Source organism: Alcanivorax sp., from assembly GCF_002733835.1.
Classification (GTDB): domain Bacteria; phylum Pseudomonadota; class Gammaproteobacteria; order Pseudomonadales; family Alcanivoracaceae; genus Alcanivorax.
Genome location: NZ_NVWY01000012.1, coordinates 19,015 through 31,498 on the forward strand (window position 1 = coordinate 19,015; position 12,484 = coordinate 31,498).

A 12,484-nucleotide genomic window follows, 5' to 3' on the forward strand; every position below is an offset into this window, starting at 1 on the left:
GTTGCGACAGGGCTGAGGGGCTGTGACTATTAGCCGGCTCACGGGTAAGCAGCCCGGCGCTTGATGCCCGAACACGCGTTTACCGCCACCCGCAATCATGCATAATGCGGCTTGGCTCGTGGCAGCATGACCGCAATCGTATTGCCCTGCCCGTGGCTACCGCAATGCCCATCTCGCCGGCCAATGGATAAGTGCCCGCCAGATGTGGATCCGTTTCATCACCTAGGAACTTCATGGATTTAAGTGTCCCTTTCCAGCTAGCCATCATCACCGTGGCTGCGTTTGCCTGCCAGTGGCTGGCTTGGAGAATCAAGCTCCCCGCCATCCTGCCCTTGTTGCTTACCGGCCTTGCCCTTGGCCCGTTCTTTGACGTACTGCAACCCAAGGAGCTGTTTGGCGACCTGCTGCTTCCCGGTGTTTCACTGGCGGTATCCATTATTCTGTTCGAAGGCGCGATGACGCTGCGCTTCGATGAGATTCGCGGCCTGGAAAAAACCGTGCGGCGGCTGGTCACCTGGGGCGCACTGGTCACCTGGAGCATCGTGACGGTCTCTGCCTGGTGGGTGCTGAAGCTGCCGCTGGGCCTGGCCTTGTTGTTCGGTGCCCTTGTTGTGGTGACCGGCCCCACCGTGATTGTTCCCCTGCTGCGCAGCGTGCGGCCCGTGAGCAGTGTGTCGCGCCTGCTTCGCTGGGAAGGGATTGTGATCGACCCGCTGGGCGCAATTTTCGCGGTACTGGCCTATGAACTGGTAGTGGCAAGCGGACAGGACGGCGCGGTGCTGCATACACTCTGGCTGTTCTTCCAGACCATCGGTGTGGGTGCCGCCATCGGTTGCGTTGTGGCGTTTGGGCTCGCCGAGCTGCTGCGCCGCCACCTGATTCCTGAATACCTGCGCAGTTTTCTGGTGCTGTCCTCGATCATTGGCGAATTCGTTCTGGCCAACGGGCTGAGTGAAGAATCCGGGCTGGTAGCCGTTACCGCCACCGGTATCGTGCTGGCCAACCGCAAAGGAGTACGCACCGACGACATTCTCCATTTCAAGGAAAATCTGTCGGTCATGCTCATTTCCGGCCTCTTTATTGTGCTCGCGGCACGACTGGAAATGAGCGAGCTGAGCCAGCTTGGGCTCACGGCTCTGGCGGTACTGGCGATCATTCAATTCGTTGCCCGCCCCCTGTCGGTATGGGTTTCCACACTGGGCTCATCGCTAAACTGGCGAGAAAAGTCCCTGCTCGCCTGGATTGCTCCGCGCGGTATTGTTGCCGCGGCGATCTCCGCCCTGTTTGCCGAACGCTTGCAGCAAAATGGCGTTTCCGGGGCCGAAAAGCTGGTGCCGCTCACCTTTATGGTGATTATCGGCACGGTAGCGTTGCAGAGCCTCACGGCTCGGCCTCTGGCCCGCCTGCTGAAAGTGGCGGAACCTGCCGCACGCGGCTTCCTGATCATCGGCGCCAACCCGGTGGCCCGGGCCATTGGTGCGGCCTTGCAGAAAAACCAGTACCCGGTGGTGGTCACCGATTCCAGCTGGGAGTCCATTCGTTCGGCGAGGATGGAAGGGCTGGGCACCTTTTACGGCAACCCGGTATCTCAACACGCGGATCAATATCTGGATCTGGTGGGCTATGGCAAGCTGCTGGGCCTCAGCCCTCGCCGTGAGCTTAATACCATGGCGACCATGCGCTACCGGCTGGAATTCGGCGAACAGAACATTTTCAGCCTGCCCACCCAGAAAACGGAAAAGGAAGTGAAGCACGAAGTGGCGCCAGAACACCGTGGCGCCACCCTTTTTGCGCCGGAGATGACCTATGCCCGCCTGGCCAGCCTGCTCAGCCAGGGCGCTGAAATCCGCAAAACACGCATTACCGAAGAGTTCAGTTTTCAGGCCTACAAGGAGGCACCGGGGCGCCAGGTCTGGCCGCTATTTGCCATTGATGCCCGCGAGCGAATTCATGTTTTCTCCGCGGAAGAGCAGCCTGACCCGAAGGCCGGCTGGCATATTCTTGGCCTGGTGAAAGAAGACGCCGCCAAGGAAGAAAAGAAAGCCGAAGCCCGCGCTGAAGCCGCCGCCGAGAAAGCGGCAGCGGAGAACAAGGCGGATGGCAAAGGCGAGGAAAAAGAGACCAACACTGACAACAAATCGGACAAGGACAAGTCCGGTTCGGCCATCGCCGACAAGAAGAAAGGGAGTTCGCAGAAAAAATCGAGCGCCTAGCCCGCTTCGCTGGTGAGCACCTGTAGCCAATACTGATGATGGCTGCAGGTGCTCTTCTCCGCTCCTCCTGCTCCTTGTGCTGGATAAGTTTCTAAACGAAAGGCTCAACGGTTCAGCCAGCGCTGCCCTACTCTGCTTCGTTACCCACAAAGGAATCAATCAGACCACATACCCGGCCATCATCCAGCCGGCAGTCCGGCGCACCCTGCCATTCATTCATCGCATCACGCATACGAGCACTCAACGCCTGCAGTTCGGCGATTCGAGCTTCTACCTGCGTTAGCCGGCTTTCAATCAGGGTGCGGACCTGGCCACAAGGTGTTTCCCCTTCGCGGGAGGCCTGAGTCAGTGACTGAATATCGCCCAGAGTGAACCCCAGAGACCGGGCTTTCAGGGCAAACCGCAACAAGCGTAAATCCTCTGCCCCGTAATAACGGTAGCCGTTATGGCTGTCGCGACTCGGTGACAGCAAACCGATATCCGTGTAATGGCGCACGGTTTCTGCTGTGGTGTTCGCCTTTTTTGCCAGTTCCGATACACGCATGGCGTTACTCCTGATCAGACGGCGGGATGGGTGATAAATAGGTCTGGCCCCACCGCCGCCAATTTTCTGGTACCGAGCGGTTATGGGCTGCAAAAAACGCAGTTACCGAATCCATGATCGTAGCCACAGGCAGTTGTCGAGTCAGCGCCGTGCCAAAGGCGGTTTTCTCCGGGGTGTGGTTCAGCGTGCACTGCAGAGCCACATCCGCCAGAACCAGCACCTCCTGATGGCGCAGCCAGGCCTCGCGTAATGGCGAGGCCAGCCAGGCACACTGCTGGTATTCCAGCGCATACTGCCCTTCCAGCCACCACAGGTAAGGATCGTCACCCAGCGCTGTCAGCAACGTATCGTGCTGTTGCTGGTACTGGTCCATGCCGCCACTCGCAATTGCCCGGCGCAGCAACCAGACCATCGGCTGTTCGGATTCAAGCTGATGTTCCACAGCAATGCGCTCGCAGGGCTTGCCCAGACACTGGGTCAGCCACAATTTCAGCGCCGCAGGACGCCCTTGCGCCAGGTTGGCTACACGCGCCTGATTCGGTGACTCACCGAGCGCTTCCAGAAACGCCTTGCCTGCTTCACTTTGCAGCCAGCGGCCTTCTTCCAGTAGCGCGGTTAGCCGCATCCCGGAACTGTAATCGTACCAGTCGGTTAATGTGTAGGGGTTAGCCGGAGCCCCTTCCAGGCGGAGGAAACTGATGGCGCCATCAGGAAAATGCAGCCGTACCCGCGCCGCAAAACGGCTGTCGCTTTCATTGAATCCGGTAATGGCAAAACGGTCGATGGGCTGCGCCTGCACCCAGGGTTTGATGGTCGACGCCGGCAACGGCACGATATCCTGGCGCTGTAACAGCGCCCCCAGCTGGCCCTGTGATAGATCGGCCCGCAATTGGCTCAGGGTGTTGCTGTTATCGTCACTGTGCACAGCCGAAGGCAGCGCCAGCAAAGAGGCAAGCAGAGACAGCGTTGAGCACCAGCGGAACATGGACACAAACCGTGAAGACAATGGAGGGAAGACCCTACCACAGAGGACAGCGCGGGCGTGATTAAACCCGAGCCGGATAGCCGGTAATGCGGCGAATGGAACGGTATAACGGCGCCAGCCGAGGATATAACTTGCGGTAGACGTCCCGGTACAGGGCGTCGTAGTGACGTGCCGGGGCCGCCTCTGGCAGGAAGGTATCACCCGGGCGTGTCATGGCGGCCACCGCAGAGGGATAGTCCGGGTGCAGCCCCAAAGCAACGGCCGCATTGATCGCAGCCCCCAAACCGGAGGTTTCCGTGGTGTGGGGCCTGACTGCAGGCAAATTGAAGATGTTCGCGGTGATCTGCATGATCGCATCGCTTTGCGAGCCACCACCAGACACGCGCAGGGAGGTGACCGGAATGCGGTTACGCTTTTCCAGCCGCTCTTTTCCCTCACGCAGGGCATAGGCGATGCCCTCGATAATCGCCCGGTACAGGTGGGCGCGGGTGTGTACATCGCCAAACCCGATAATGGCCCCCTTGGCCTCTGGACCGGGAATGCGCACGCCCGGGTTCCAGAACGGCTGCAGCATCAACCCCATGGCGCCCGGCGAAGACTCTTCCAGCAAGGCCTCAAAGAGCGTTTCCGGTGCCACGCCCAGCGTTTCGGCCTGCTGCACTTCCTGTTGCCCGAATTCACGCTTGAACCAGTTCACCATCCAGTAACCGCGCTGAACGATGATTTCGGAATTATAGCGGTCGGGCACGGCGGCGCCGTAGGCCGGGACAAAGGTGATTGGCTCCACGTAGCGCGCGTTGCAGGTGTTGAACGTGGCGGTGGTGCCGTAACTGAGGTTGCCAATTTCCGGGGTGAACGCGCCGGCACCCAACACTTCGCAGGCTTTGTCCGCGCCGCAGGCAATCAGGGGCAGCCCTGCGGGGATGCCTGTGGCCAGGCTGGCCTGCTCGGTGATCGCCCCCAGTGGTTTGCCCGGCTCTACCAGTTCCGGTAACTGTTCACGGCGCACCCGCAACGCCTGCCATTTAAGGTCATGGGCCGCTGCCCAGCAGCGCCTTTTATAATCGAAAGGAATGTAGCCCACCTGGGACGCGGTACAGTCCCGCAGCTGCCCGGTAAGCTGATAGGTCAGGTAGCCGGACAGCAGCAAAAAATACCGGGTTTTCTGCCATAGCACAGGTTCGTCCACCGCCAACCAGTTGCACTCGGCCTTGGCCTGGAACTGGCGCAGGGTTTCCCCCTGCCCCATCACTGTCACCGGGGCGGCCAGCCACCATGGCAGCCGGGGAATGGAATCCGTGCGGCGCTGGTCCAGCCAGATAATCGCCGGGCGTATCGGTTGCTGGTGTTCATCAAGACACACCACCGAAGCGCGCTGGGTGGTCAGAGCCACCGCTTTCACCTGATGTTTGAGTGCGCCGTGCTGCTCCCATAATCCCTGGCAAGCGAGTCCGAGCTGCTCCCAGAAATAGCCGGCATGTTGTTCTGCCTGACCCGGTTCGAGGGAGAAATAAGGCTCGATATGCTGCTGGTAACGGGCGATCAACTCGCCGTCGCGATTGAATAACATGGCACGCACGCTTTGTGTGCCCTGATCCAGCGCCAGTACCAGCGGCTCATCCATCATCCTGCCTGCTTCTCCCGGATCTCGGCCGAAACGTTCGGCTCAGCAGCGGCACCAGCAGCTGTGGGCACGCCATAGTAGCGCTGATGAATCTGCCGGTAGCGGATCAGCTCCTTGTCCCAGCGGCTGTCATCCCAGCCCAGGGCCTGTTGGATTTGCGCACGTAATGTCGCCAGCACCGCGATCCCTGCGGCGGGCTTGACCAGCCCGAGGCGGGTGCGGCGCAACATCAGATCATCCAGATGCACCACCGATTCATGGGCCAGGATCCACGCAATAAAGGCGGGGTTCGCCTGGTCCGCATGCAGAAACGCCTCCACGGCCTCGGGGGCATTCTCGATGGGCTCAAACCCCCGCGCTTTGCTTTTCTGGCTGCGCCGGTGCTCTTTAGCGTCGATCAAACCGGTGGCCAACAGCGCATCCAGTGCAATCAACCGAAAGGTGGTGAGCTTGCCGCCGCTGACGGTGACAATGCCATTTTCACCCCACACCGCATGATCCCGGCGCTCCTTGGACGGATCCACGCCCTTGCCTGAGGCGATAACCGGGCGCACCCCGGCGATGGTCGAATAGATGTGATCACGGGTGACGTTGCGGCCGGGGAACTGGGTATTGATCAGCTTGAGCAGGTAGACCACTTCCCGATCACTGGCCGCAGCTTCAATATCCATGTCCTGGGGGTGGTCCAGGTCCGTGGTGCCCACACAGGTCACCCCTTCCCAGGGGAACACAAACACCGGCCGACCATCATCGGGGTGCATCACCGTAAGGCAATCGTTGACCGGTAATACCGCCGGGTCGATAAACAGGTGGCTGCCACGCAATGGCCGCACCCTGGCCTCAGCGCCGGAAAAACGGTCTGCCCAGGCTCCGGTAGCGCTCACCACCGCAGCAGCCTTGAGCGTGGACAGCTCACCACTGACCCGGTCTTCAACGGTAACAGAGAAGCCCTGTTCACCTTTCCCGCTCTGTTCGGCCTGAACAACACGCGCGTAATTTTGTGCTACCCCGCCATGGCGCGCCCCTTCCAGCAGCGTGCGCATGACCAGGCGACAATCGTCAGTGAGAGCATCGGTATAACACATGGCCCCGGTGAGATCCTGATCCTGCAACCCGGGCACCCGCTTTAACAGCTGTGCCTTGTTCAGGTAACGGTGGTCGCGAATACCGGCCAGGAAATCGTACAGCCACAACACCGCCTTCATGGGCCAGCGCCCGGGGAATACGCCCTTGCGTAACGGGAAAAGGTACGTGGCCCGCTCCACCAGCCCCGGCAACTCATTGAGCAAACGTTCACGTTCCAGCAGTGAGTGGCGTGTCAGCGCCACATCGCCCTGGGCGATGTAGCGCAGGCCGCCGTGCACCATTTTGGAGGAACGGCTGGAGGTGCCCCAGGCGAAATCGGTTTGCTCCAGTAGCAGCACCCGCTGCCCGCGACGGGCCGCCTCCAGCATGACACCGGCACCCGTGATGCCGCCACCGATAACGATCAGGTCCCATTGCGGCTTGCCCTGGGCGGGGGCGGCGAGTTCAGTCAGCGTGCGGCGTTGGCCGAGCATAGAGTTTTTCCTGTTGGTCGTAAGCGAATCGTGCCGGTATCAGTCGTCGATCAAGCAGCCGGGATTCAGGTGATGCTGGGGGTCGAAGTGATCAACCAGACGGTTCAGTACCGCCATTCCCTGCTCGCCTTTTTCATGGTGCAACCAGGGCGCGTGGTCACGACCTACACCATGCTGGTGACTGATGGTGCCACCGTTCGCCACAATGGCTTCACTGGCTGCCTGCTTCAGTACCCGCCAGCGAGCCAGTGTGGCTTGGTAGCTGTCCGAGCAGCGGAATACATAGGTGGTATAAATACTGGAACCCTGCGAGTACAAATGTGACAGGTGCGTAAAAACATGCACCTGCTCGCCGTCACCGGCGTTGTCACGTACCGCCTGCTCCATGGCCACCATGGCCGGGGTCACCCGATTCCAGTCCACTGCAGTTTCAAAGGTATCGACCACATAGCCGTGTTCCCACAGCCCGTGGCGCAGGTACGGAGAGCGGAAACGGGACTCTTCCCACTTTTTTCCCAGCAGGGTACCCACCATGACGCCGCCAGCTTGACGGATCCGCTTGCGAGCCTGGCCGAGCACATGGCGCGCCTGCGCCTTGTCGCCGGTGACACCGAAGGTAATCATGCACTTGCCGTCACCACAGCCACGCACATTCAGGTAACGATGCAAAATACCGACCAGCTTTTCGTGGCCGGCCAACATCAGGTGCGTGCGGGTTTCTTCCGCATTGGACAGACGCAGCATGGAAAGCGGTATCTTCGCCTGGGTCATCTGCCGCACCAGCTCTTTGCCGGTATCCCAATCCGGGGCGAACGCCACCTGAAACGTTTCCGTTTCCGGCAACGGCGTGACCCGTACTTTGACTTCGGTGATCACCCCCATGCGCCCTTCCGAGCCGAGGATAATTTCCCGCAGGTCAGGCCCGGCTGATGAGGCCGGAATGGTAGGAATCGTCAATGTGCCTTTGGGCGTTTCCATTCGACCACCGGCAAACATCTGCTCGATGCGGCCATAACGCATGGATTGCTGGCCGCTGGAACGGCTTGCCACCCAGCCGCCAATGGTGGACAGCTCCCAGGACTGGGGGAAATGCCCCAGCATGTAGCCCCGCTCACGGAGCTGTTGCTCCACCTTGGGGCCGGGTGTGCCAGCGCCAAACGTGGCGATCTGGCTTTGCATATCCAGATCCATCAGCTGGTCCATGGCCGCCAGGCTCAAGGTCAGAACCGGTGCATCGCCATCGGGGGGATTGATATGTCCTGCCACGGACGTGCCACCGCCATAGGGAATCACGGTAATGCCCTGGGCCAGCGCCCAATCGAGCAGTGCGCGAACTTCTTCGCTGCTGGAAGGCGAGGCAACCCCATCCGGGAATCGCTCGAACTCACCGGAGCGCATGGCCAGCCAGTCGGGCAGGCTTTGCCCGCGCGCGTGACGCAGCCGGGTTTCCGCATCGGTCTTGACCCCTGGGTGTTCCGGCAGCCGGGACGCCGGCACTTGGGCAATCACTGCCGCCATTTCCGCGTCGGGTAGCGGTTCGGCACGGCCCAGGCGCGCCTGAATAAAGGCCAACCCGGACGGTTTTAACGGATAGTGATTATTGCTGTCACCCCAGCCATTCCAGCGTCGCATGCATACACTCCTTATTTTCACTCATAGTAGCCCTGACTCGCCGCGCTTTCACTGGCGTGGCAGGACACTGGATGGACTATTTGTGACAAAGGCGTGATTTGGGCGTTACGTGCAAAGCCAAGGCTGCGGACGGGTTACAGCAACCAACGGCGCCAGCCTTGCTGACGTGCGGCTGCGCGCTCCTGATTCAGGGACTCGAGCATACCGTGAATCGACGCCGCGACGGTTTCACGCACCGCCCAGCAGGCGTCCGTCTCGCCCTGTTTGCCGGCCCAGGGAGCGGTTGAGATTGGCGCCCCGATCTGGAACCAGAGGGGCTCCGGCTTGGGAATCAGGGTGGGTCCCACGCCCCGACTCAATGGCATGAACATGTCGCCACCGCGTAACAGCTTGTCGAGCCGTGGGCGCTTCAGCAAAGTGCGGCCGAGCCAGGATTGCTGAAAATCGTTACCGTCGATCAGCACGCGGTAGGCTTCGTCGCAGCCTGCAGAGGCAAACGGGATAATGTCGTAACCGTGTTCGATGGCCATGCGCGCAAACCCGGTGCGTTTCTTCCACACCAGCTTGTGCACTTCATCCTTGCGCATGGCCACCTCCCGCGCTCCACCGGGAAAGACCAGTACCGGCTGCCCGGCCTGCATCAGTTGCGTGCAATTGTCGGGGTTGCCTTCCACCGCCCCCCAGCGTTTGAGCAATGGCCCCCAGCCCGGCACGCGGAAATGCAACCGATCTCCAAGGGCTCTGGGGAAAACGCCGGTTTCCCGGTACAACTCCAGCACGAAAAGCGGGGAATCAATCAGGCCGTACAGGCCATGATTACCCACAAACAGCGCCGGGCGCTGTGGGTCCACATTATCGGCACCAAATAGCCTGGGAGCGAAATAGCGCCGGGACACAGCCAGCAACCGGTCCATTGTCGCCAGCGATGGCGGTGAAAAATCCTGAATGGCCAAGCGATATCCTGTAACGATTTGATCAAATTGGGTGCAGTCGTGACGTCGGCACTTTACCAGCTTTTACACTACCGCTATGGTTCATTCAGGCCTAAACCAGTAAAAAAACCAATATGTTATCGAACCCCAAGGAGCTTTCATGAAACGATTTGCCGGGTCACTTGCGCTGGCGAGTGCGATTGCCGTTACGGGCTGCAGCACAGTTAACCCCTACACGGGTGAAAAACAAACCTCCAAAGCCACATCCGGTGCGGCCATTGGTGCGGTCGCCGGCGCCTTGATCGGTATCGCCACGTCTGACAGCGCCAAAGAGCGTAAAGAACGCGCTCTGGCCGGGGCCGGCATCGGTGCGGTTACCGGTGGTGGTGTGGGCTATTACATGGACGTTCAGGAAGCCAAGCTGCGTCAGAAACTCGAAGGTGCCGGGGTTTCCGTTACCCGTGATGGCGAAAACATCATTCTCAACATGCCGGGCAACCTGACCTTTGCCACCGACAGCACCAACGTGAAATCCTCTTTCGATCCGGTGCTGGATGCAGTAGCCGAAGTGCTTAACGAATACAAATCCACCATGATCCAGGTGGCCGGGCACACAGACAGCACTGGCGGCGATCGCTACAACCTGCTGCTGTCCCAGCAACGGGCCCAGGCGGTATCCAACAAGCTGTCTGGCTTCGGGGTTGAACAGGTTCGTCTGGACACCGTGGGCTTTGGTGAAACCCAGCCCATTGCCAGCAACAGTACGGCCAGCGGCCGGGAACAGAACCGTCGCGTGGAACTGACGCTGCTGCCTTACACCAAGTAAGCAGCGTAGTGATTCCCGCAAGGCGGCGGGCCAGGCTCGCCGCCATTGTTTTACGTCATCCCCTCTATTTTCAGCACCTGTGTTTTTTCGAATACAACCGCAATATTTCGAATGTGCGTTTGTCGCCCCTCCTCCATGCTCCCCGTCAGCTTCATTTCCCTTCATACTTCCCTTCATACTTCCCTTCAGAACTACGGGACAGGACCCATGCGAACAGGCCAACGCACAACCATGAATGCAGACCAGCAACGGCAACGCGCCATCAATGAACATCGGTGCATTCCTGGTGATCCCTTTGTGTATGGGGTCGTCACAACCGGTATTTTCTGCCTGCCCACGTGCCCATCGCGCCGCCCACGCACTGAAAACATTCGCCTTTTCGATAACGACAAGGCCGCCTTGCAAGACGGTTATCGCCCTTGCCGTCGCTGTCATCCGCAGGGGAACGCCCCGTCGCCCGCCACGACCACGGTGATTGCCCTGTGCCGCGCCATCGACATGGCGGAGCGCAAACCCACACTGGCACAATTATCCGCGCAATCCGGCTGGACTCCCTTCCACTTGCAACGCCAGTTCAAGGCCATCACCGGAATCTCCCCGCATCAATATGGTGTTGCGGTCCGCCGCCGCCGAGTTCGCCAACAACTGCGTGACGACCAGCCGCTGACCCACGCCGCCCATCGCGCCGGTTTTGATTCCAGCAGCCATCTCCACAGCTCCTCCGGGCAAACACTGGGCATGAAACCGGGGCAGTACCGCAAAGCCGGTAAAGGCCTGGCGTTGCGTGTCGCCATTGCGGACAGCTCGCTGGGCGCTGTGCTGGTGGCCGAAAGCAAAAATGGAATCTGTGCCGTCGCCATGGGCGATGACCCGGATGCCCTGCTGCGCGATTTCCAACAGGAATTTAGCGGTGCAGAGATATTACCCGGCAATAACGCATTCGATCAGCGTGTTGCCATGGTGATTACGCTGATCGACCAGCCTCTCGGCACACAGGCTTCGATGCCGGATGCCCTGCCCCTGGATATCCGGGGCACCGCCTTTCAGGAGCAAGTTTGGGCGATGCTGAGATCGATTCCGGCAGGGCAAACCCTCTCCTACCAGGCGCTGGCAGAAAAGCTTGGCCGGCCCACCGCGGCCCGCGCCGTGGCGCGGGCATGCGCCAGTAACCGGCTGGCGGTGCTGGTGCCCTGCCACCGTATTGTGCGCGCCGATGGCGGCCTGTCCGGTTACCGCTGGGGGGTTGAGCGCAAGGCCGCCCTGCTCGGCCGCGAACAAGGACAAGAACAGGCGTGAGCAGCCTTTCGCTCGCGCTACCCGCACGCTTTGGTGTGGCTGCCTTTCTTGATTTCCATGGCCGTGATCGGCACGCCATTTCCGAGCGGGTGGAGGCCTATGTACTCCACAAAGCCGCTACCATCGACGGTCGCCCCTGCGTGTTCACCCTGGACTTCAGCCAGCCTGGCCAGGTCCGCGCCACGGCCAAGTCGCTCACCCGCACGGCATTATCCCGACACACTCGCGCCATGCTGGGCCTGGACCAACCGGTAGAGGCCTTCGAGAAGGCGATGGCGGAGCCGACCGCACTCGGCCACCTGGTGCAGCAACAGCGGGGCCTGCGTGTCCCGCAATCGGCGACCCCGTTCGAGGCATTGAGCTGGGCCATCATCGGACAACAGATCAGCGTCAGCGCTGCCACTGCCATTCGTCGACGGTTTATTCAGCTGGCAGGTCAAGAGGTGATTAATGGCCTGCACTGCTACCCCGATGCCGTTGCGGTGAGCCAGCTGGATAGCAACGCGCTGCGCAGCGTTGGATTTTCAGCCAGCAAGGCGCAGACACTGTTGACGGTGTCGCAGCGCTGCTGTGATCACTGCCTGCTTCCCGACGCATTGCACTCAAACGCTGACGCACTAAACCTGGAGCACGCCTTGCTGGGTATTCGCGGCCTGGGGCCATGGAGTGTGAATTACACGCTGCTACGGGGATATGGCTACCTGGATGGCAGCCTGCACGGGGATGTGGCGGTGCAGAAAGCGCTGCAACAGTTGCTGGCCTGGAATGAGCGCCCAGCAGCGAAGGCCACCCGGGATTGGCTGGCCGAATTCACTCCATGGCGGGCACTGGTGGCGGCGCACCTGTGGCAGTCGTTACAGGTGCAAGCCTGAA

General features: G+C 60.5%; 10 protein-coding genes. 4 read left to right on the plus strand and 6 right to left on the minus strand.

What is annotated here, in order from left to right; translation table 11 throughout:
• The first annotated feature begins 233 nt into the window (after positions 1-233).
• A complete protein-coding gene (locus COA55_RS07885) occupies positions 234-2,213 on the plus strand; it encodes a sodium:proton antiporter (protein ID WP_290501328.1) in 1,980 nt (659 codons plus the stop codon).
• Between the two features lie 127 nt (positions 2,214-2,340).
• On the opposite strand, the gene COA55_RS07890 is transcribed toward COA55_RS07885, so the two are convergent.
• The 6 genes from COA55_RS07890 to COA55_RS07915 form a co-directional block, all read right to left on the minus strand.
• On the minus strand, positions 2,341-2,757 hold the full coding sequence (locus tag COA55_RS07890; protein ID WP_290501330.1) for a MerR family transcriptional regulator: 417 nt from the start codon (positions 2,755-2,757) through the stop codon (positions 2,341-2,343).
• Between the two features lie 4 nt (positions 2,758-2,761).
• Positions 2,762-3,742, minus strand: a complete 981-nt coding sequence (locus COA55_RS07895; protein ID WP_290501332.1) for a hypothetical protein — start codon at positions 3,740-3,742, stop codon at positions 2,762-2,764.
• A 61-nt stretch (positions 3,743-3,803) separates the two neighbouring features.
• A complete protein-coding gene (locus COA55_RS07900; protein WP_290501408.1) occupies positions 3,804-5,366 on the minus strand; it encodes an FGGY-family carbohydrate kinase in 1,563 nt (520 codons plus the stop codon).
• Positions 5,366-6,925 carry a glycerol-3-phosphate dehydrogenase/oxidase gene (locus COA55_RS07905; protein ID WP_290501334.1) on the minus strand — a complete coding sequence of 520 codons (1,560 nt, stop codon included), beginning with the start codon at positions 6,923-6,925 and terminating at the stop codon, positions 5,366-5,368. Before COA55_RS07905 ends, COA55_RS07900 begins: the two co-directional genes overlap by 1 nt.
• A gap of 39 nt (positions 6,926-6,964) precedes the next feature.
• Positions 6,965-8,557 carry an FAD-binding oxidoreductase gene (locus tag COA55_RS07910; protein ID WP_290501336.1) on the minus strand — a complete coding sequence of 531 codons (1,593 nt, stop codon included), beginning with the start codon at positions 8,555-8,557 and terminating at the stop codon, positions 6,965-6,967.
• A 134-nt stretch (positions 8,558-8,691) separates the two neighbouring features.
• Positions 8,692-9,510 carry a lysophospholipid acyltransferase family protein gene (locus tag COA55_RS07915; protein ID WP_290501339.1) on the minus strand — a complete coding sequence of 273 codons (819 nt, stop codon included), beginning with the start codon at positions 9,508-9,510 and terminating at the stop codon, positions 8,692-8,694.
• 139 nt (positions 9,511-9,649) lie between these two features.
• Here COA55_RS07915 and COA55_RS07920 point away from each other — a divergent pair, with 139 nt between their 5' ends.
• The 3 genes from COA55_RS07920 (at position 9,650) to COA55_RS07930 (ending at position 12,483) form a co-directional block, all read left to right on the plus strand.
• On the plus strand, positions 9,650-10,315 hold the full coding sequence (locus COA55_RS07920) for an OmpA family protein (RefSeq protein WP_290501341.1): 666 nt from the start codon (positions 9,650-9,652) through the stop codon (positions 10,313-10,315).
• A 207-nt stretch (positions 10,316-10,522) separates the two neighbouring features.
• Positions 10,523-11,611 carry a bifunctional DNA-binding transcriptional regulator/O6-methylguanine-DNA methyltransferase Ada gene (gene ada, locus COA55_RS07925; protein ID WP_290501343.1) on the plus strand — a complete coding sequence of 363 codons (1,089 nt, stop codon included), beginning with the start codon at positions 10,523-10,525 and terminating at the stop codon, positions 11,609-11,611.
• Positions 11,608-12,483, plus strand: a complete 876-nt coding sequence (locus COA55_RS07930) for a base excision DNA repair protein (protein ID WP_290501345.1) — start codon at positions 11,608-11,610, stop codon at positions 12,481-12,483. The genes ada and COA55_RS07930 overlap by 4 nt, the downstream gene beginning before the upstream one ends.
• Position 12,484: the final 1 nt, after the last annotated feature.